General features: G+C 74.1%; 13 protein-coding genes and 2 pseudogenes. 7 read left to right on the top strand and 8 right to left on the bottom strand.

Annotation, left to right across the window (positions count from 1 at the left end; all coding sequences use genetic code 11):
• Positions 1-17 precede the first annotated feature (17 nt).
• A complete protein-coding gene (locus tag OG309_RS20715; RefSeq protein WP_329422900.1) occupies positions 18-1,472 on the top strand; it encodes a hypothetical protein in 1,455 nt (484 codons plus the stop codon).
• Positions 1,473-1,482: 10 nt separating this feature from the next.
• On the opposite strand, the gene OG309_RS20710 is transcribed toward OG309_RS20715, so the two are convergent.
• A complete protein-coding gene (locus tag OG309_RS20710) occupies positions 1,483-2,304 on the bottom strand; it encodes a hypothetical protein (RefSeq protein ID WP_329422898.1) in 822 nt (273 codons plus the stop codon).
• Positions 2,305-2,345: 41 nt separating this feature from the next.
• Between OG309_RS20710 and OG309_RS20705 the strand changes: the two genes are divergently transcribed.
• Positions 2,346-4,901 carry a helicase C-terminal domain-containing protein gene (locus tag OG309_RS20705; RefSeq protein ID WP_329422896.1) on the top strand — a complete coding sequence of 852 codons (2,556 nt, stop codon included), beginning with the start codon at positions 2,346-2,348 and terminating at the stop codon, positions 4,899-4,901.
• Positions 4,902-5,009: 108 nt separating this feature from the next.
• Here OG309_RS20705 and OG309_RS20700 read toward each other — a convergent pair.
• The 5 genes and pseudogenes from OG309_RS20700 to OG309_RS20680 all read right to left on the bottom strand — a co-directional run.
• Positions 5,010-5,789 (bottom strand): annotated as a pseudogene (locus OG309_RS20700) (HAD family hydrolase); the annotation flags it as partial.
• 80 nt (positions 5,790-5,869) lie between these two features.
• Positions 5,870-6,979, bottom strand: a complete 1,110-nt coding sequence (locus OG309_RS20695) for an ABC transporter ATP-binding protein (RefSeq protein WP_329422895.1) — start codon at positions 6,977-6,979, stop codon at positions 5,870-5,872.
• A 2-nt stretch (positions 6,980-6,981) separates the two neighbouring features.
• A pseudogene (locus OG309_RS20690) lies at positions 6,982-7,819 on the bottom strand (ABC transporter permease).
• Entirely contained in the window at positions 7,807-8,745 is a 939-nt protein-coding gene (locus OG309_RS20685) for an ABC transporter permease (RefSeq protein WP_329422893.1), read from the bottom strand. Before OG309_RS20685 ends, OG309_RS20690 begins: the two are co-directional and overlap by 13 nt.
• Entirely contained in the window at positions 8,742-9,911 is a 1,170-nt protein-coding gene (locus OG309_RS20680; RefSeq protein WP_329422891.1) for an ABC transporter substrate-binding protein, read from the bottom strand. Before OG309_RS20680 ends, OG309_RS20685 begins: the two co-directional genes overlap by 4 nt.
• A gap of 261 nt (positions 9,912-10,172) precedes the next feature.
• Here OG309_RS20680 and OG309_RS20675 point away from each other — a divergent pair, with 261 nt between their 5' ends.
• From OG309_RS20675 to OG309_RS20660, 4 genes are all read left to right on the top strand, one after another.
• Positions 10,173-10,916 carry a GntR family transcriptional regulator gene (locus OG309_RS20675; RefSeq protein ID WP_329422890.1) on the top strand — a complete coding sequence of 248 codons (744 nt, stop codon included), beginning with the start codon at positions 10,173-10,175 and terminating at the stop codon, positions 10,914-10,916.
• 171 nt (positions 10,917-11,087) lie between these two features.
• Positions 11,088-12,665, top strand: a complete 1,578-nt coding sequence (locus OG309_RS20670) for a hypothetical protein (RefSeq protein ID WP_329422889.1) — start codon at positions 11,088-11,090, stop codon at positions 12,663-12,665.
• Positions 12,662-15,058, top strand: a complete 2,397-nt coding sequence (locus OG309_RS20665; RefSeq protein ID WP_329422887.1) for a tetratricopeptide repeat protein — start codon at positions 12,662-12,664, stop codon at positions 15,056-15,058. The genes OG309_RS20670 and OG309_RS20665 overlap by 4 nt, the downstream gene beginning before the upstream one ends.
• Positions 15,059-15,145: 87 nt before the next feature.
• Positions 15,146-16,786, top strand: coding sequence for a DNA repair helicase XPB (locus OG309_RS20660; protein WP_329422886.1), 1,641 nt, complete (start codon positions 15,146-15,148; stop codon positions 16,784-16,786).
• Positions 16,787-16,811: 25 nt separating this feature from the next.
• On the opposite strand, the gene OG309_RS20655 is transcribed toward OG309_RS20660, so the two are convergent.
• The gene (locus OG309_RS20655; protein ID WP_329422884.1) at positions 16,812-16,991 is read right to left on the bottom strand and encodes a hypothetical protein; all 180 of its coding nucleotides are present in this window, start codon (positions 16,989-16,991) and stop codon (positions 16,812-16,814) included.
• 293 nt (positions 16,992-17,284) lie between these two features.
• Between OG309_RS20655 and OG309_RS20650 the strand changes: the two genes are divergently transcribed.
• Complete coding sequence (locus OG309_RS20650) at positions 17,285-19,345, top strand: HelD family protein (RefSeq protein WP_329422883.1); 2,061 nt, start codon at positions 17,285-17,287, stop codon at positions 19,343-19,345.
• Between the two features lie 116 nt (positions 19,346-19,461).
• Here OG309_RS20650 and OG309_RS20645 read toward each other — a convergent pair whose 3' ends face one another.
• Positions 19,462-20,385, bottom strand: coding sequence for an aminoglycoside phosphotransferase family protein (locus tag OG309_RS20645; protein ID WP_329422881.1), 924 nt, complete (start codon positions 20,383-20,385; stop codon positions 19,462-19,464).
• Positions 20,386-20,436 lie beyond the last annotated feature (51 nt).

Here is a 20,436-nt window from a genome sequence, read left to right as displayed (position 1 = left end):
GCCGGAGTCTGGTGGGCATGGAACGCCGTAGCAAGGCCACGGTGCAACCACCGAACGCCCGAGGGCTGCGCGAGGTGCGCGTCGGAGGCGAGACGGCGGGCAGCGCCTGGTCTCCGCGAGAACTACGGCGCCTGCTGCGCCGCCACGGGTATCCCGAGGACGTCGACCTGGAGGACCGGTCGATCGTCAGCTGGCACGGCGGCGGGAGCGAGGTGTGGCCCGACCGCACCGGGCTCCGGCGCATGACGATGGCCCTGATGGTGGCGGGGCTGGTGGGCGGCTGGGCGCTGCTGACGTCCGTCGGCATCCCGGACGCCTTCGACGCGCTGACGTTCGCGGGGCGGATCTCCGGCTTCCTCTTCATCCTCGGGGGCGTGACGGAGGTGGCGGCGGCCGTCGCCGCCGTGGACTACTGGGGCAAGCGCGGTCTGAAGATCTCCGGGGCGCTCGTCCTCGTGGGCGTCCTGATCGCGCTGACCGTCAGCACCCTGCTGGTCTTCCTCTGGTTCCAGGAACTGGAGTACACGCCGTACCTGCTGGCCTTCATCCCGCTCTTCCTCTGGTCCCTGTGGGCGCTGTGGGTGTGCATCCGGGAGAAGGTGTGGCGCGGTCTCCCCCACCCGACGAAGATCGCGGCCGGCGTCACGGCCACCGCGCTGCTCGCCGCGGTGAACCTGGCCTACTCGTCCGTCTACCAGCCCACCGCCGCGCCGGCGAACCTGACGATCTGGGTGCGGTTCGGGCAGCCGCGGACGGACCTCAACAAGCCGGTCCACCTGCTCCCTGTGACGCTCCGGCTGAAGAACACCGGCCCCGTGCCTCTCTACATCCTCGCCGACGGCTGGAACGTCTACGGGCGCAGCGGAAGGTACGTCGAGAAGAGCGACGAGCTGCGGGACCGCAGGCAAGCGCTGGAACTGGGGTCCGAGCGGGAGGGTGACGCGTCGCTCCACCTCGGCTCCGTCACGTACACCGCCCTCGGTGTCGGCCCCTTCACCGGACCCGGCAGCTACTACGAACCCGGTGAGGAGTACAGCGAGGACAAGATGGTCGAGATCCCGAAGACCTCGACGTTCGACATGATCGACGCCGACCTGAACATCACGGTGATGCGGATGGACCGCGGGAGGATCGACCTCGACACCTTCAGCGTCGGAGAGCACTCCTGGGAGAAGGACGCGTTCCTCCACTGCGACCCGAAGGACTGCGGCGGGGAGTTCCTGACGTACCACTCACCCGTGCGCTACACCAACAACCTGATCAACGTCACCCGGAAGCCCCGCTATGTGACCGCGTGGTGGGGACTGGGCAAGGACGACTCCAACTTCGACGCCTCCATCTCCACGTTCAAGGGTCAGGGGTTCATCAGCGACGCCGAGACGGAACGGGAGAACCGCAGGTTCGACCTGTTCACCGTGACGGCCGACGCCGCCATCCCGTTCGCCGCCGTGGTGCACCCGAACGGCCCCTGAACCGCCCCCGTCACCCCCGCCGCGACCGCCACAGCAGATACGCCCCCGACGCCACGGCCGCCGCCCGCAGCGTCCAGGGCCAGGTGTCCGAGAGGGCCGCGCCCATCGCCTCGCCGCCCGCCGGGACGGCCTCGCCCCAGCGGCCCGCGATGCGGCCCCACAGCCAGACGGCGCCGCCGGTGGCGGCCAGGCCCGGGAGGACGAGGGCGGCGGCGCGCCGTTCGCGCGAGAAGTAGGCGAGGAGCCAGCCCGCCGCGAGCGGGAGCAGCCAGCCGCCGGCCGCGCCGGCCAGCAGGAGGAGGGCGGCGACCAGGAGGAGGGGGCTGCCGAGGCGGAAGGACAGGCGACGGCGGAAGGTCTCCGGCTCCCCCGCGACGGCCTCGTCGTCCCCTGCCTCGTCGTCGTCCTCGTCCTCCACCGGTGGCTTCAGGAGTTCCGGGATCTCCACGCCGCCGTAGAAGCCGAGGGCCGCCGGGGCGTCCATGGCGTCGACGACATCGCCGGCGGCACCGGCGTCCGCGCGCCACCAGTCCGGCTCCCGGGGCGTGGGGACGGCGGTGCCCGGCGTGGCGGCCGGCTCCTCCTCCGCAGGCGCGTCGGCCGGCCCGCCCGGGACGCGGCCCGGCGTCGCGCCGACCACCTCGTCCGGCGTACCCAGGTCGCCGAGGATCCCCCGCACCGGCTCCCCCTTCACCGTGCGGCGGCGTTCGATCTCGTCGCGCAGGCCCGTGACCAGCTCGCGGCGTTCCGCGGCCGGCATCCTGCGCTGCTGGGCCAGGTCGCCGACGCGGCTCAGATAGTCGAAGACCAACTGGTCGTTCTCGATCCCCACGGCACGACGGTAGCGCCTGCGCAGGGGCTAACGTGGTGCGGATGGGGATCGGTGAGCTGGACCGGGAGGCGCACGTGCCCGAGGCAACAGGTGTCGGCGCGGCGCCGCGCACCCTCGCGGAGGCGCTGCGCGCCGGTGCGGACGGGGGCATCGCGGCACTGCTGCGGGCCCGCCCCGACCTGCTCGCGCCGGTGCCCAACGACCTGACGCAGCTGGCCACCCGGGCCGGCACCCGCGGTTCCGTGGTCCGGGCGCTGGAGCGGCTCGACCGGTTCGCGCTGCAGACCGCCGAGGCGCTGGCCGTGGCGCCGGACCCCGCCCCGTACCCCGTACTCCTCGCCCTGCTGACGGGCGACGGCGGCGACGCGGAGATCGAGGCGGCGCTGCCGCGCGCGGTCGGGGTGCTGCGCGAGCAGGCTCTGGTGTGGGGCGACGACGAGCGGCTGCGGCTGGTGCGGACGGCGCGGGAGCTGCTCGCCCCGTCGGCGCAGCACCCCTCGCCGACCGGGCTCGGCCCGACGGTCGCGGAGGCGACGTCGGGCATGTCGCCGGGGCGCCTCCAGGAGATCATCGCGGCGGCCGGGCTGCCCGCCACGCACGACCCGGTGTCGGCGGTCGCGGCGCTGGCCGCGCTGTTCACCGACCGTACGAGGATGGCGGCGCTGCTCGACACCGCGCCGCCCGAGGCGCTCACGGTGCTCGACCGGCTGGTGTGGGGCCCGCCGTACGGGGAGGTGACGGCGACCCCGACGCCGCCCGTGCGCTGGCTGCGCGACCGGGGGCTGCTGCTGCCGGTGTCGACGCGGACGGTGGTACTGCCCCGGGAGGCGGCCCTGCACCTGCGCGGCGGGCGGGCGCACCGCGCCCCGGAGCCGGTGGCGCCGGTGGTGGTGACGGCCCGCGAATACCGTCCACAGGTGGTGGACAGCGCGGCGGCGGGCCAGGCCTACACGGTCCTCGCGACCGCGGAGGAGCTGCTGAAGTCCTGGGACCAGGGCGGCCCCCAGGTGCTGCGGGCCGGCGGTCTGGCCGTGCGTGACCTCAAGCGCACCGCGACCGCCCTCGACACGTCTGAACCGCTCGCCGCGTTCTGGCTGGAACTGCTCTACGGGGCAGGGCTGCTCGCCTCGGACGGGGAAGCCGACGAACGGTACGCGCCGACCCCCGCGTACGACGACTGGCTCGACCTGCCGCCCGCCGAACGCTGGGTCGCGCTCGTCGTCCCCTGGCTGGCCGCGACCCGCACCTCCGGCCTGATCGGCACCCTCGACGGCAAGGGCCGCGCCCTCGCCGCCTTCGGCCCCGGCCTGGACCGGGCCGCCGCCCCCGAGGTCCGCCACCGGGTCCTCGCCCTCCAGGCGACCCTCCCGCCGGGCGCCGCCGCCGACCGCGCGTCGGTGCTCGCCCGGCTGCGCTGGGACCGGCCGCTACGGGGCGGCTCCGGCGGACCGGGCACCGAGCCCGCGCCCGGCGCCGAGGGCGGCACCCCCGCCGACCTGCGCACCCGGATCGCCGAATGGACCCTGGACGAGGCCGAACTCCTCGGCGTCACCGGCCGGGGCGCGCTCGCCTCGCCCGCCCGCGCGCTGCTCAACCTGCCGCTCGCCGAGGCCGCACCCGACCCCGCGCACCCCGGCGACTGCGAGCCGTCCGTCGCCGCCTCGCGGGCCGCGACCCTGCTCGCGCCGCTGCTGCCCGAGGCCGTCGACCACGTCCTGCTGCAGGCCGACCTGACGGCCGTCGCCCCCGGGCCGCTGCGCCGGCCGCTCGCGGAGGTGCTGTCGGTCCTCGCCGACGTGGAGTCGAAGGGCGGCGCGACCGTCTACCGCTTCACGCCCGGCTCCGTGCGCCGGGCCCTGGACGCCGGGCGCAGCGCGTCCGACCTCCAGGACTTCCTCACCGCGCACTCGCGCACCCCGGTGCCGCAGCCCCTCTCGTACCTGATCGACGACGTGGCGCGCAGGCACGGGCACCTGCGGATCGGCGCCGCCTCCGCGTACGTGCGCTGCGACGACGACGCCGTGCTCGGCGAGATCCTCGCGGACCGGCGCTCTGCCCCGCTGGGCCTGCGGCGGCTCGCGCCGACCGTGCTGGCCGCCCAGGCGGATCCGACGGCGCTCCTGGAAGGGCTGCGGGCGATGGGGTACGCGCCGGCGGCCGAGTCCGCCGAGGGCGACGTCCTGATCACCCGCGCCGACGCGTACCGCACCCCGCCCCGCACCGCCCCGGCCCCCGTGCCCGACGGCCCGCCCGCCCCGGACGCGACGCTGCTCACGGCGGCGGTCCGGGCGATCCGGGCGGGCGACCGGGCCGCCACCGTCGTCCGCAAGGAGCCGGCCACCCCGCTCGCGGCGGGCGCGCTCCCGCGCACCTCGCCCGCCGAGACCCTGGCCACGGTGCAGGCCGCCGCCCTCACCGGCTCGGCCGTGTGGATCGGCTACGTCAACGCGGAGGGCGCCGCCAGCCAGCGGGTGATCGCGCCGGTCCGGGTCGAGGGCGGCTTCGTGACCGGATACGACCACACGGCCGACGAGGTGCGGACGTATCCGTTGCACCGGATCACGGGCGTGGCCGAACTGGAGGACGGGGAGGCCTGAGGGGCGCGGAGCACGGCCCAAGGCCCCCCCGGCACCCGCGCCCGCGCCGCCTCCCCCTCAGCGGTCCGTCCCGTTCGGCCCGGCAGAGCCGTCCGGGGTCGGGGCGGCGAGGGACCGCAGCAGCTCCGGCGTCACTCCCGTCAGGCTCTCCCGCACCGTCCGGCGGGGCGCCGGGTCGATCGGGGCGACCGACGGGACCGCGAGCACGGTGCAGCCCGCCGCCTGCGCCGAGGCGACGCCGGTGGGGGTGTCCTCGACGGCCACGCAATCCTCGGGGGCGACGCCGAGGGCGCGGCAGGCGGCGAGGTACGGCTCGGGCTCGGGCTTGGTGCGCTCGGTGTCGTCCGCGGTGACCGAGACGGCGAACTCCGGCGCGCCGAGCGCCCCGAGGGCGGCGAGCACGGTGTCGGCGACGGCCCGGGGCGAGGCCGTGACCAGGGCGGTCGGCACGCCGTCGCGGGCGAGCGCGGCGAGCAGCGCGAGCGCGCCGGGGCGCGGCACGACCCCGGCCCGGACCCGCTCGGCGAACTCGCGGTGCAGCTCGGCCGCGAGGGTGTCGGCGAGGGTGTCGGCGGGGGCGGGGGCGGGGGCGCTTCCTGCCGGGCCCGCCGGGGCGTCGCCACCCGCGGCCGGGACGTCGGTGGCGGGGCCGGTGGCGGGGCCGGCCGTGGTGCCCGTGGTGGGGCCGGCCGTGGTGCCGGTGCCGCCGGTCGCCGCCAGCCAGGCCGCCGTGTGCTCGACCGGGCGGCCGAGGACGTCCGGGCGGTCGGCCTCGGACAGCGGGCGGCCCGCGACCTGTTCCACCGCCTCCCACCACAGGCCCTCGGTGTCGACGAGCGTGCCGTCCATGTCGAACAGGACGGCGTGCAGGGGGAGTTCGATGGTCACGCTGGTCGCTTTCTCTTTCACGTCGTCGTACGGCGGGGGCGGCCCGCGCCACCGGTCCAGTTGTCGCGCGGGCCGCGGTCTCAGGCGGCGCGGGCCGCGACGAGGACGGGGCGCTCGCGCGGGGTCACCGTGACGGCGTCCCCGGCGGCGAGGGCGGCGGCCTCGTGGGTGGGCAGGTCGGCCTTGACCTCGGTGGCGTCGGCGAGCCGTACGGTGAGCCGGGTCGTCGCGCCGAGGAAGGCCGTGGCCACGATCCGGGCGGCGCGGGCGCCGTCCGTGGTGACCTTGAGGTCCTCGGGTCGTACGAGGACGTCGACCTCCGCCGTCGCGGGTGCCTCGCCGTCGACGGGGAGGCGGCGGCCGAGGACCTCGACCGTGTCGCCGTCGAGGCGGCCGGGGATGCGGCTCATGGTGCCGACGAACTCGGCGACGAAGGCGGTCGCGGGGCGCCCGTACAGCTCGGCGGGGGCGGCGCACTGTTCGAGGCGGCCGGCCCGCATGACGGCGACCCGGTCGGCCATGGACAGCGCCTCCTCCTGATCGTGCGTCACGAAGAGCGTGGTGATGCCGAGTTCGGACTGGATGCGGCGGATCTCCTCGCGGAGGGTGAGCCGCACCTTGGCGTCGAGCGCGGACAGCGGCTCGTCGAGGAGCAGGACGCGGGGGCGCAGCGCGAGGGCGCGGGCGAGGGCGACGCGCTGCTGCTGGCCGCCGGAGAGCTGGTGCGGGAAGCGCCCGCCCTTGTCGCCGAGGCCGACGAGTTCGAGCAGCTCGGCGGCCTGCTTGCGCCGTTCGGCCTTGCCGGCCTTGCGCATGCGGGGGCCGAAGGCCACGTTGTCGACGCAGTCGAGGTGGGGGAAGAGGCTGTACGACTGGAAGACCATGCCCGCGTCGCGCCGGTGGGCCGGCACGTGGGTGATGTCCCGGCCGTCGACCAGGACCGCGCCGGAGTCGGGGGTCTCGAAGCCGGCGAGCATGCGCAGGGCGGTGGTCTTGCCACAGCCCGAGGGGCCGAGCAGGGCGAGCAGTTCGCCGGGGTGGACGGTCAGGTCGAGCCCGTCGAGGGCGGTGGTCGCGCCGAACCGGCGGCGCAGGCCGCGGAACTCGACGGTCGCGGCGCCGGATGCGCCGGATGCGCCGGATGCGGCGGATGCGGTCGCGGGCGTGGCGTCGGTGGGGGTGACGGTCATGGTTATCCCTTGGCGGTACGGGTGCGGCGGGCGCCGGGCGCGCGGCCGCCGGCCCCGGCGAGGGCCAGGAGCAGCACCCAGGTGACGAGGAGGCTGAGCACGGAGACGGCCACGGACATCTGGGCCTGGGAACCGGAGATGTTCACGATCCACACGGCGAAGGGCCGGAAGCCGAGCAGCTGGGCGACGGTGTACTCGCCGAGGACCAGGGCCAGGGTGAGGAAGGCCGCGTTCATCAGCGCGCCGCGCAGGTTCGGCAGCACCGCGGTGACCAGGGCGCGGACCGGGCCGGCGCCGCAGCTGCGGGCGGCCTCGACGAGGGTGCGGACGTCGACGGCGCGCAGGCCGGCGTCGAGGGCGCGGTAGGTGAAGGGCAGCGCCATCACCACGTACGCGAGGACCAGGACGACGGGGAAGTCCGGGTTCTGCAGGGCGACGAAGGTCTGGAAGAGGGGGGGTGCGGGCGAGGTGTTCGGGACCCCACTTCAGGACGGTGCCGAGGCCGGCGACGAAGGCGATCGGCGGGACGACGAGGGGCAGCGAGCACACCGTCTCGACGAGCGGCCGCAGCCGGGGCGCGCCGAGCCGCAGGGCGACCATGGCGGGCACCACGAGCAGCAGGACGACGGCGATGGTGACGGCGGCGAGGCCGAGCGAGAGCAGCAGGCTGGTGGTGAAGCCCTCGGTGCCGATGATCCGCGTGTAGGCGTCGAGGGTGAGGCCCTGGCCCGGCACGTCGACGGTGAAGACGACGGAGGCGGCGAGCGGCACCAGGAAGTAGAGCCCGGCGAGGCCGAGGACCCAGTGGCGCCAGTGGGGTGCGGGGTTCAGGCGAGCCATCGGGAGCTCCGGCGTTGCAGGGGCAGGTAGACGGCCATGACGAGACCGGCGACGACGACCATGTCGAGGCTGAGGGCGAGCGCCACGTTCTCCTGGCCGACGAGGACGTTGCCGGAGAGGGCGTCGGAGATCTGCAGGGTGACCAGCGGGACGGCGCTGCCGACCATCGCGGCGGCCGTGGCGTACGCGGCGAAGGCGCTGCCGAAGAGCAGCACGAACCCGCCGAGCAGGCTGGGCAGCAGGACCGGCAGGGCGACGTACCGCCAGTACTGGGCGGTGGTGGCGCCGTTGCTGCGGGCGGCCTCGCGCCACTGGGTGCGCAGGCCGTCCAGGGCGGGGGTGATGGTGAGCACCATGAGGGGGATGAGGAAGTACAGGTAGACGAGGACCAGGCCCCAGAAGCTGTACAGGCTCCACCCCTGGTCGGCGAGGCCGAACTGCCGGGTGAGGACGCCCGCGTTGCCGAGGGTGGCGACGAAGGCGAAGGCGAGGGGGACGCCGCCGAAGTTGGCGAGCACGCCGGAGGCGGTGAGCACGGCCTCGCGCAGCGCGCGGGAGCGGGAGGTCACGACGGCCTGGGCCAGCGGGAGTCCGAGCAGGGCGGCGAGGACGGCGGCGGTGCCGGAGAGCTTGACGCTGCCGAGCAGGGCGGTGAGGTAGGCGCCCTGGAGGGAGGTGCTCAGGTTCTCCGTGCCGTACGAGGCGGGGCCGCCGGCCGGGTCGTCGACGGTGAACGCGCCGCCGAGCATGGCGAGTGCGGGGACGCCGAAGGCGAGCGCGGTGAAGGCGAGCAGCGGGACGGCGGCGAGCCAGGCGGGGGCGCGGCGGCGGCGCGGCCGGGCGGCGGGCCCGGCGCCGGGGGTGCGGCCCCGCCGCTTCCCGGACGTGGTCCGGGAAGCGGCGGGCTCGGTCAGGGTGCTCGTCATCCGGAGACGGCCTTGCCCCAGCCCTGCGCGAGGACCGTCTTGGCCTTGGCCTGCTGGGCCTCGGTCGGGAAGGACGGGATGCCGGAGACGGCGGGCAGCTTGAGGGCGGCCTGCGCGTCGAGGGTGCCGGCCTTGTCCATGGCGGGCATCAGGACGGGCCGGGCGAAGCCCTTGAGCCAGAGGTTCTGGCCCTCGGCGCTGTAGAGGTACTCCTGCCACAGGCGGGCGGCGGCGGGGTGCGGGGCGTCCTTGTTGACGGCCTGCGAGTAGTACATGGCGTAGCGGCCGTCGGTCGGGACGGCGACCTTCCAGTCCAGGCCCTTGGACTTGAACTCGGCGGCGTAACCGGCGTTGAGGTAGTCCCAGTCGATGCTGATGGGCGTCTCGCCCTTCTCGACGGTGGCCGGGGTGGACTCGACGGGGGTGTAGTTGCCGTTCTTCTTCAGCGCGGCGAAGAAGTCGAGGCCGGGCTGGATGTCGTCGAAGGAGCCGCCCTGGGCGAGGGCCGCCGCGTAGACGCCGCCGAACGCGGAGCCCGACTTGGTGGGGTTGCCGTTGAGGGCGACCTGGCCCTTGTACTCGGGCTTGAGGAGGTCCTTGAAGGTGGTGGGGCAGGTCTTCACGCGCTTGGCGTCGCAGCCGATGGAGACGTAGCCGCCGTAGTCGTTGTACCAGCGGCCCTTCGGGTCCTTCTGGCCCTCGGGGATGTCGTTCCAGGCGGCGACCTCGTACGGGGCGAGGAGGCCCTGCTGGGCGGCGCTGAGCGCGAAGGAGCTGCCGAGGTCCAGGACGTCGGGGGCGCGGTCCTGGCCCTTGCGGGAGGTGACGGCGTTGACCTCGTCCTGGCTGGAGGCGTCCGGGTTCTCGACCTCGACCTTGATGCCGTACTTCTGCTGGAAGCCGTCGATGAGGGCGCCGTAGTTGGCCCAGTCGCGGGGCAGCGCGATGGCGTGCAGCGCGCCCTCCTTCTTGGCCGCCTTCACCAGCGCGTCCATGCCGCCGAAGTCGGCGGCGGAGGTCGCGGTGGCGGCGTTCTTGCCGTCGGGCGTGGTGGCCTTCTCGGGGGCGGCGCCGCAGGCGGTCAGGGCGAGCGCGGCGACGAGGGCGAGGGAGCCGCCCAGGACGGCGGTTCTCGGGAGGCTCAGCGGGGACGTGGGGACGGGCACGGCTTCTCCAGGGGGGAGCGTCGAGGGTGGTCCGACCGGACCGGGCGATCGATCGGCAGCCCCTCGGCTGCACACGCGATCGTCCGATCAACTTGTCTGAACAAGTTGGCCTCAGTACGCCCGGCGACCGTGTCGTGAACATGAACGCGAGGGGAACGGCCGCCCGCCATTCCCTGCACATTGACAGCGCTTTTCGGCCACCTGCGCCCTCAACTACGCTGACAGCACTGCGCACTGAGGAGCGCGCTCGAAGGGGGAGCCATGACCACGCCGCGCCACGAGCGGATCGCCGAGGAGCTGCGGCGGGCCATCGACCGCGAGGAGTACGCGGTGGGCGGCAGGCTCCCCACCGAGGCGGAGCTCGCCGCCCGCTACGACGCCTCCCGCGGCACCGTCCGCCAGGCCCTCGCCGCGCTCACCGCCGAAGGCCTGATCGGCTCCCGCCAGGGCGCCCGCCGGGTCGTCCTGGCCGGCCGCCGCAGCCAGAGCTTCGCCGAACTGCGCAGCTTCGCCCAGTGGGCCCAGGCGATGGGCCGCACGGCGACCGGCCGGGTGGTCGCCCAGGAGTACCGCCCCGCCACCGCCGAGGACGCCACCCGCCTCCACCTCCCCGAGGGCACCCCGCTCCTCAACGTGCTCCGGGTCCGCGGCCTGGACGGCGAGCCGGTCCTGGTCGAGCGGAGCGTGTACGCCGACTGGATCTCCCCCGCCGTCGAGGCCATCGACCCCGGCTGCGCCTCGGTCACCCAGCGCCTGTACGAGGACACGGGCCTGGTCTTCGCCCACGGCGAGCACGTCATCGACGCGATCGCCGCCGGCGCCCACGACGCCGCCCTCCTCACCGTCCGCCGCACCGGCCCCCTCCTCCGCGTCCGCCGCGTGACCACCACCCACGACGGCCGCCCCGTCGAATGGTCCGACGACCGCTACCGCCCGGACGCGGTGAGCTTCACCGTCCACAACTCGATCGGCAACAACGCGCTGGCCCGGACGACGGTGGGCTGAACCCCCGGGTGGACCTGGGCACTTCACCGACCCGATGTCGGACCCGTACGTCATCCTTGCACCGGGACACGAGCACGGGAGGATGTCGTGGGCAAGGCGTCGGGGAGAAGGCGGGGGCTGCGGGCGTCCGGGGGGAGCCGGGCCACGCGAGGGGACGGGCCGGACGGCGCCGTGAGTCCCGACGCCCCGGAGAGTGAGACGGAGGCAGCCTTCAGGCGGCTGCTCACCTCGTCCACCACGGGGAACATCAGCCTGGCCGGCGCCTACGCCGTCGGCTACGCGGCATTCGCCCACGCCCAGTCCGAAGGCACCCAGCCCTCCTGGTACCAGGAGGTCGACCCGCTGGACCTCCTGTTCCTCGGAGCCTGCTGGCCCGGGACCTTCAGGGACGAGTTCGAGTTCGCCAACGCCCGGGACGCCTGGCTCCGCCTGCTGAAGGGGACGGTGCAGGGCAGGGGCGTGGAGCGTTTCGTACGCGAAGTCGTCGCGGCGAGCGAGGAACTGGGGCTGCCCGTGGACGACTGGGAGCTGCTGCCCGCCCTGGCCGTCAGGCTCGAAGCGGCCCGGCTCGACGGCCGCCGCCTGCCCCGACGGATCCTGCCCGGGGCGGCCCTCCGGGGCTGCCGCGAAGTCTTCGGGCCGCCGCCGGACCTCCAGCTCCCCGACCCGGCACAGGACGCGAAGGAGCGCGTCAAGCGGTTCTGGAAGACCAAGGAGAAGAAGGCCCGGAACGGCGACACCCCCCGTGCGGTCCTCCGTGCAGGACTGTGGCGCTTCGAGGACGCCGGACTGCCCGTGAGGGAGGAACCCGGCCTGCTGCTCCCGGCGTTGTATGCGGCGCTCCTGACCAAGCCCGGCGAACGGTTCGAAGACCTGGGCGACCACGCCACGGCCTGGGCCTGCTCCCTGAACGACACCTCGCCGCTCGTGGCCGTCGTCGACGTCCTCCTCCTCGCCCCCGATGCGGCGGGGATGTCCGTCGACGAGACGCTGGGCCGCCTCTTCTCGCTGCCCGCGTTCACCGCACCACTGCCCTCCGACGCACTGCTGTGGACGAGCTCTCCCGGACTAGCCCTGCCCCGCCTGGCGTTCGAGCTCGGCATCCCGCGGGTCTCGACCCTGTCGATGGAGCTGACCCCGGACCTGCTGGACTGGGCAGGCACCCAGACCAGGATGCGGCTCAACGCCGCCGCTCGCGGCGGCGACGCTGCCGCGGACGCCTGGGACGACCCGGATACCGACCAGGACGCCGCCGACGAGGAGGAGTGGGAGGCACGGCGCACGGCCGTGCGCGAGGCGATGCGCAAGCGGGCCGGAAGGAAGTCGGGCGCGACGAGCCCGTCCGACCGCCCCCGCTCCGGAACCGGAGTCCAGCGCGTCTGGAACGCGGACGGCAGTTCCGTGGTGACGCTCCCGGCCGACGACCCGCAGGGCCGGGAGATGACGGCGGCGCTCGAAGGTCAGCTGGAGGCGTTCCGGGAGAAGTTCGGCCGCGAACCGGAGCCGAACGACCCGCTGTTCTTCGACCCCGACGCCGACGAGCCCACCAGGATCACCCCGGAGAGATTCGACGGCATGCTCCTCGACATGGCCGAGCGCGCGGCCGGCCTGGGCATCGACCCCGCGTACCTCCACGCCTGGCGAGAGCTCGGATACGTGGTCACCGAGGACAACAGGCAGGCCTTCAGCGCAGCCGAGATCATCGCCTTCGGCAGGGCGGTCGTCCGGCACCGGGAGGCCGCCGGATGAACACACGGACGGAGAACACCGTCAGCGGGGGCGCGCACTTCGGCGGTTTGATCCAGGCGGGGGAGGTCCACCTGTCGCTCCCGTACCGCCCGGACCCGGCACTCGCCGGCCTTCCCCGTCACTCGTCCGCCTTCGCGGGACGGCACGCCGAGCTGGAGCGTGTCCTCGCCGCCCTGGCACCCGGGACGGCGCCCGAGGCCACCGCGAGCGCCGTCGCGGTGACCGGACTCGCCGGATCGGGAAAGACGGAGCTCCTGCTCCAGGCGGCGCACCGGGCGGTCCGTGAGGAGGGATGGTTCCCCGGCGGGGTCCTGTTCGTCGATCTCCACGGATACGACGACGAGCGCAAGGTGTCGCCGAAGCGGGCGCTCGGCACCCTCTTGCGCGCGCTCGGCGTCCCCGCGGAGGCCGTTCCGTCCGGGACCGCGGACCGCGCACTCGTCTACCGGTCCGCGCTCGGCGCCCTGGCCGATGCCGGACGGCGCGTGCTCGTCGTCCTCGACGACGTGCCCGCCACCGACAAGCTGCACCACCTGCTGCCGAGCGACGGCCGCACGGCGACGCTGGTGTCCGCCCGCCATTCGCTCGCCGAGCTCGACGCGCAGATGCTGACCCTGCGCGAGCTGACCGTCTCCGAAGGGCGCGACCTGCTGGCGACGACCCTCCACACCGCGCTCCCCGACGACGCGCGCGTGGCCGCCGAGCCCGGCGAGGCCGACCGGATCGTCCGCCTCTGCGACGGCCTGCCCCTGGCCCTGCGCATCCTGACGTCCCTGCTCGTGGACGTACCGGCCCGGCCGCTGTCCCACCTCCGCCAGGAGATCGAGGGCACCCGCTCCCGGCTCTCCGTGCTGAGCCGCGAGGACCGCGCGGTGGCCACTGCCTTCGACCTGTCGTACCGCAGGCTCACGCCCGACCAGGCCCGGCTCTTCCGGCTGACGGCACTGAACCCGGGGCCCGACTTCTCCACCGAGGCGGCCGCCCGGCTCTACGGCGCCGGCACCCGCGAAACAGGGCGGCTCCTGGAGGATCTGGCCCGGCGGCACCTGGTCGAGTCACGGGCGTCGTACGGCCGCTGGCAGCAGCACGGGCTCGTACGCGACCACGCGTGGCAGTTGCTCAGGGCGGGCGACGACGACACCTGGCCCAAAGGACTCATGCGCCTGCTGGCGTACTTCCACGAGGCGGCCACCCTCGCGAGCACGCTGGTTCTCCAACCCACGGCACCACCACCCGCCGAGCAGAAGCGGAAACCTCTCTTCGCCGATCGGGACGAGGCCCTGCGGTGGCTTGAGGCGGAACGACCCACCCTGGTCGCGGCCGCCCTCTGGTCGCACCAGTCCGAAGACGACTTCATGTGCGTGTCCTTGGCGATCCCTGTCGCCCGCTTCCTCTTGGAGATGCACTACACGGACGACGCCGCACAGGTGCTGGTCGCCGGCATCGGATCCAGCCGCCGGAACGGAGACCGGCGCCGGGAGGCCTCCCTGCTGAGCTCCTTCGGCATCGTCCTCCGCGACATGCGCAAGCTGCGCAAGTCCGCCCGGGTCCATCGCAGGGCCATCAAGCTCTGCCGTCGGGAGGGACGGCCGCTGCCGTTGGCCAGCGCACTGAACAACTTCGGCCTCACGCTCCATGACCAGCGCGCGTTCGACCGGGCCCTGGCCGCTCACTCCCAGGCCGCCCGGATCTTCCGGCGCACCGGGGACCGGCACAGTTTCGCCCAGGCCCTGGCCAACGCCGGTGAGACCCTCATCGAGCTGGGCCGGCCGGAGGAGGCGGTCGCCACCCTGCGCAAGGCCTCGAAGATCTTCCGGAAGCTGGGTGACCTGCGCAATCGCTCCCACGTGCTGGACACCCTGGCCAGGGCGACCCGGAACACCGGCGCGGTCGAGCACACCGTGGAGCTCCACCGGCGTGCCCTCGCGCTGGCCGACGGCGTGCTGCTCCCGCACGAGCGGGCGGTGAGTCTCACCAACCTGGCGAGCGCCCTGACCGAGTACGGCGATCTGGAGGCGGCCCTCACCGCCCAGCAGGAGGCGCTGGCCGTCTTCCGGCAGATGAAGGACCGCCGCAACGAGGCGATGACCCTGGGCAACATGGCCCAGACCCGGCAGCGGCAGCGCCAGTGGAGCAAGGCCGTGCGGCTCCACACCCTGGCCCTGGAGGCCTTCCTCGACAGCCAGGACGACCACGGCATGGCGACCGAGCTCGTCGCGCTCTCCGAGGCCCTTCTGGAGCTGGGCCGCAACATCGAGGCGCTCGAGAACCTGGAGCTCGCCGCGGGCCTGTACGCCGCGACCGGGGACGCGAACAGCGCGGCCGACGCCCGCTCCCGCCTCGGGCTGGCCCGCGTCAGCATCGGCCTCCCCGCCGACCGTGACCAGCGGTGACGGTCCCGGCACCTGCCCCCGACGCACCCCGATGCGGCAGACTGGATGTTTGGCCACGTTCGGCCGCGTGGAAGGGAAGCACGACACGTGAACGGTCCACTCATCGTCCAGAGTGACAAGACGCTCTTGCTGGAGGTCGACCACGAGCAGGCCGAGGCCTGCCGGCGGGTCATCGCGCCGTTCGCCGAGCTGGAGCGGGCGCCCGAGCACATCCACACCTACCGGGTGACGCCGCTCGGGTTGTGGAACGCGCGGGCGGCCGGGCACGACGCCGAGCAGGTCGTGGACGCCCTCGTGGAGTACTCGCGGTACCCGGTGCCGCACGCACTGCTCGTCGACATCGCCGAGACCATGGCGCGCTACGGGCGGCTCACGCTCTCCAAGCACCCCACGCACGGGCTCGTGCTCACCAGCACGGACCGGCCCGTCCTGGAGGAGGTGCTGCGCTCGAAGAAGGTGCAGCCGCTGGTCGGGGAGCGGCTCGACCCGGACACCGTGGCGGTGCACCCCTCCGAGCGCGGCCAGATCAAGCAGACCCTGCTCAAGCTGGGCTGGCCCGCCGAGGACCTCGCCGGCTACGTCGACGGCGAGGCGCACCGGATCGACCTCGCCGAGGACGGCTGGGCGCTGCGCCCGTACCAGCAGCAGGCCGTCGAGGGCTTCTGGCACGGTGGCTCGGGCGTCGTCGTACTGCCTTGTGGGGCGGGAAAGACGCTGGTCGGAGCGGGTGCCATGGCCAAGGCCAAGGCGACCACCCTGATCCTGGTGACGAACACCGTCTCGGCCCGGCAGTGGAAGCACGAGCTGGTGAAGCGGACCTCGCTGACCGAGGACGAGATCGGCGAGTACAGCGGGACCCGCAAGGAGATCCGGCCGGTCACCATCGCCACGTACCAGGTGCTCACCACCCGCCGCAAGGGCATCTACCCCCACCTGGAGCTCTTCGACTCCCGCGACTGGGGCCTCATCGTCTACGACGAGGTGCACCTGCTGCCGGCCCCCGTCTTCAAGTTCACCGCCGACCTCCAGGCGCGGCGGCGGCTGGGTCTCACCGCGACGCTCGTGCGCGAGGACGGGCGCGAGTCGGACGTCTTCTCGCTGATCGGGCCGAAGCGCTTCGACGCGCCGTGGAAGGAGATCGAGGCGCAGGGCTACATCGCGCCCGCCGACTGCGTCGAGGTCCGGGTCGACCTGACCGACTCGGAGCGGCTCGCGTACGCGACGGCGGAGGCGGAGGAGAAGTACCGCTTCTGCGCGACGACGGCGACGAAGCGGAAGGTGGCCGAGGCGCTGGTGAAGAAGTTCGCCGGGCAGCAGATCCTCGTCATCGGGCAGTACATCGACCAGCTGGACGAGCTCGGCGAGCACCTGAACGCCCCGGTGATCAAGGGCGAGACGTCGAACGCGCAGCGCGAGAAGCTCTTCGACGCGTTCCGCAACGGCGAGATCAGCGTGCTCGTCGTGTCGAAGGTCGCGAACTTCTCGATCGACCTGCCGGAGGCGACGGTCGCCATCCAGGTCTCGGGCACCTTCGGCTCCCGGCAGGAGGAGGCCCAGCGGCTGGGCCGGGTGCTCCGCCCGAAGGCCGACGGGCATCAGGCGCACTTCTACTCGGTGGTCGCCCGCGACACGATCGACCAGGACTTCGCGGCGCACCGGCAGCGGTTCCTCGCGGAGCAGGGGTACGCGTACCGGATCCTCGACGCGAGTGAGCTGCTGGCGCCGTAGCCGTAGCCGCGGCCCGGCCGGCCGGTCAGGCCTGGTAGGTGGGGCGGGGGTCGCGGACCCCCGCCTCCGCCTCGTCATGGCGACCGAGCACGGCGACGGAGACGACCGCGCCGCCGAAGGCGCGTATCGCGCGCAGGGGCGCGAAGGCCAGGCGGTGGACGCGGGGGAGGGTGGTGGGCGCTGGGGTGAGGGTCGTGGCAGTCATGCATCCATGATGGAATCCGGACATTCGGAACACATCGGCCTCGGGGTGGAGCCGGGATCCCCCGTGAGTCGGACCCCGCCCCCTACGGGTCGTACGGGGGTCGGGCGGGGGGCCGGGCGGGGGTCCTGCGGCGGTCCTGCGGCGGTCCTGCGGGGAGTGAATCCATTCGCCCCCGGCAGCCGCCCGGCGTTACACTCGCCAGCTTCCCCGCCTCCCCTCACGGAGCGCCGCCGTCCGGTCGGAAACCGGCGGCCACCTCGACGTGTCCGCGTACCCGACCCGGAGGCTTCACCGTGTCCGTAACGTCCACCACCGACACCGCCCACGGCGCCGCCGACGATCCCCTCGCCAGGGAGCGCGCCCACCTCGCCGACTCCCGCTCCGCGCTGCGGGCGATGCGCGAGGACGTGGAGTCGCTCGACATCAAGGACGTCACCGCGAACTGGGTCAACGCCGTCATCCTGACCCGGCAGATCGAGGACCGCATCAAGGCCCTCGCCGACCTCGCCGACACCCCGCTCTTCTTCGGCCGCCTCGACTACCTGCACACCACGCAGGAGGGGCAGCGCTTCTACATCGGCCGGCGGCACGTCCACGACGCCGTCGGCGACCCGATGGTGATCGACTGGCGCGCGCCGGTCTCCCAGCCGTACTACCAGGCGTCCAGGAAGAACCCCCAGGACGTCGGACTGCGCCGGCGCTTCGGGTACACGGGCGGCGAGCTCACCGCGTACGAGGACGAGCACCTGTCCGACCCGGCCGAGCTGGAGCGGACCAGCCGGCTGCTCCAGGCGGAGATCGAGCGGCCGCGCGTCGGCCCCATGCGGGACATCGTCGCCACCATCCAGCCCGAGCAGGACGAGATCGTCCGCTCCGACCTGTCCGGCACGGTCTGCGTGCAGGGCGGCCCCGGCACCGGAAAGACCGCCGTCGGCCTGCACCGCGTCGCCTACCTCCTGTACGCCCACCGGGAGCGGCTGGCCCGTACCGGCACCCTGGTCATCGGGCCGAACCGTTCCTTCCTCCACTACATCGAGCAGGTGCTGCCGGCGCTCGGCGAGCTGGAGGTGCAGCAGGCGACCGTGGACGACCTCGTCGCCCACGTCGAGGTGCGCGGCACGGACGAGGCGGCGACCGCCGTCGTCAAGGGCGACGCCCGGATGGCGGAGGTGCTGCGGCGCGCGGTGCGCTCGCACGTCGCGCTGCCGACGGAGCCGCTGATGGTGGTGCGCGGCTCGCGCCGCTGGCGGGTGCCCGCATACGAGCTGGAGGAGATGGTCCGCGAGCTCCTCGACCGGGACATCCGGTACGGGGCGGCCCGCGAGGCCCTGCCCCAGCGCATCGCGCACGCCGTCCTGGTCCGCATGGAGGAGGCGGGCGAGGCTCCCGACGACCGGGTGCAGAACACCGTCGCGCGCAACGCGGCGGTCAAGGCCGTCGTGAAGGAGTGCTGGCCGGCGGTCGACCCGGCGAAGCTGGTGCTGCGCCTGCTGAGCGACCCCGAGTTCCTGGCCGCGCACGCCGACGGCATCCTCGACGAGGACGAGCAGAAGCTGCTGCTGTGGGCGAAGCCCGCCCGCAGCGTGAAGTCGGCGAAGTGGTCGGCGGCGGACGCGGTCCTCATCGACGAGGCGAAGGACCTGGTGGAGCGCACCCACTCGCTGGGCCACGTCGTCCTCGACGAGGCGCAGGACCTCTCCCCCATGCAGTACCGGGCGGTGGGGCGCCGCTGCACGACCGGTTCGGCGACGGTCCTCGGCGACCTGGCGCAGGGCACGACCCCGTGGGCCACGGGGAGCTGGGCGCAGGCCCTGGAGCACCTGGGCAAGCCGGAGGCGCACGTGGAGGAGCTGACGGCCGGCTTCCGCGTGCCCCGCGAGGTCATCGCGTACGCCTCCCGCCTGCTCCCCCACATGTCACCGGGGCTCGCTCCCGTCGAGTCCGTACGGGAGAACCCCGGCTCGCTGGAGATCCGGCGGGTGGACGGGCCGGACGACCTGGACGCGTCCGTCGTCGCGGCGTGCGTCGCGTCCCTGGCCCACGAGGGCTCGATCGGCCTGATCGCGGCGGACGCCCGCATCGCGCCGCTGGCCGAGGCCCTGGCGGCGGCGGGCCTCACGTACCTCTCCCCCGGCGAGGAGACCACGGCCGACTCCCGCCTGACCCTGGTCCCGGCCTCACTGGCGAAGGGCCTGGAGTACGACTACGTGGTCCTCGACGAGCCGGCGGCCGTGGTGGACGGCGAGCCGGACGAACGCACGGGCCTGCGCCGCCTGTACGTGGCGCTGACGCGTGCGGTGTCGGGCCTGACGGTGCTTCACGCGGCGGACATGCCGGGCCAGTTGGAGGGGTAGCCGGAGGCGCGGCCGAGGGTGGTGCGCCCTGGCCTGGGGGCGGCGGTGCCGCCCGCTGCGCCCTGGCCTGGGGGGGGCGGCGGTGCGCCCTGGCCTGGGCGTGGCGAGGGCCCGCCCTACCCGATCTCGCACTCCGGCAGCGCCTGCGTCCACGCCCGGTGGGCGACGGCGGCGAGGACGGGGTTGGTGACGCGGTAGTGCTGCTCCGTCACCACGCCCCAGCACAACGCCCACCCCCGCCCGCGCGCCCAGGTCGCGTCGTCGACGCGGGCCGCCTCGCGGAACAGCGGACGCGTCTCGGGGGTGAGGAGCGTCCAGGCGCCCATCATGTCGCAGGCGGGGTCGCCGACTCCGAGCCCGCCGAAGTCGATGACGGCGCTGAGCCGCCCGTCGCGGGTGAGGAGGTTGCCGGGCAGCAGGTCGCCGTGCACCCACACGGGCGCGCGGTCCCACTGCGGCAGCCGCAGCACCGCCTCCCAGGCGGCGGAGACGAGGCCGGCGTCGAGCGTGCCGTCGGCCCCGAGTGCGCGGATGGACGGCACCATGGCGCCGTCCTCCCACGCGGTGACCGGCCCGCCCCGGAAGGAGGCCGGCCCGCCGGTGGCGTCGACGGCACGCAGGGCGAACCCGAAGCGCCCCAACTCGACGGCCGCGTGCCCGAGATCACCGATCGGCGCCCGGAACGCGTCCTCGCCCTCCAGCCACTCGTAGACGGACCAGCGCTGCCCGAACCCCTCCCCCGGCACCCCGAGCCCGACGGGCACGGGAACGGGCAGCGGCAGATGCCCGGCGAGGCGCGGCAGCCACCGCTGCTCCTTCTCGACCTGCCCCTGTGCCCACGAGGCCTTGGGCAGCCGTACGACGAGCGCGTCGCCGAGCCGGAACATCAGGTTGTCGGTCCCGGCGGAGTCGACCTGCCGCACGGGCAGACCGGCCCACTGGGGGAACTGCGCGTGGACGAGCCGCCGCACGAGGCCGACGTCGGCAACGGGGGCGGGGGTGGGGGTGGGGGCAGGGGTGGCAGGCGTGGCGTCGGGCATGAGGTGAGGCTATGGACGTCCCGCACCCGCGCGCCACCCGATTCCCCGACG

The sequence above is a fragment of the Streptomyces sp. NBC_01268 genome (assembly GCF_036240795.1).
Taxonomy (GTDB): domain Bacteria; phylum Actinomycetota; class Actinomycetes; order Streptomycetales; family Streptomycetaceae; genus Streptomyces.
This window is presented reverse-complemented; position numbering and strand designations above follow the sequence as displayed.

What these genes read in the sequence shown, in the direction of transcription:
- OG309_RS20705 (WP_329422896.1), top strand. Translation starts at nt 2,346, where the DNA reads ATGGGGATCGGTGAGCTGGACCGGGAGGCGCACGTGCCCGAGGCAACA.
- OG309_RS20685 (WP_329422893.1), bottom strand. Translation starts at nt 8,745, where the DNA reads ATGACGAGCACCCTGACCGAGCCCGCCGCTTCCCGGACCACGTCCGGG.
- OG309_RS20675 (WP_329422890.1), top strand. Translation starts at nt 10,173, where the DNA reads ATGACCACGCCGCGCCACGAGCGGATCGCCGAGGAGCTGCGGCGGGCC.
- OG309_RS20665 (WP_329422887.1), top strand. Translation starts at nt 12,662, where the DNA reads ATGAACACACGGACGGAGAACACCGTCAGCGGGGGCGCGCACTTCGGC.
- OG309_RS20695 (WP_329422895.1), bottom strand. Translation starts at nt 6,979, where the DNA reads ATGACCGTCACCCCCACCGACGCCACGCCCGCGACCGCATCCGCCGCA.
- OG309_RS20715 (WP_329422900.1), top strand. Translation starts at nt 18, where the DNA reads ATGGAACGCCGTAGCAAGGCCACGGTGCAACCACCGAACGCCCGAGGG.
- OG309_RS20645 (WP_329422881.1), bottom strand. Translation starts at nt 20,385, where the DNA reads ATGCCCGACGCCACGCCTGCCACCCCTGCCCCCACCCCCACCCCCGCC.
- OG309_RS20655 (WP_329422884.1), bottom strand. Translation starts at nt 16,991, where the DNA reads ATGACTGCCACGACCCTCACCCCAGCGCCCACCACCCTCCCCCGCGTC.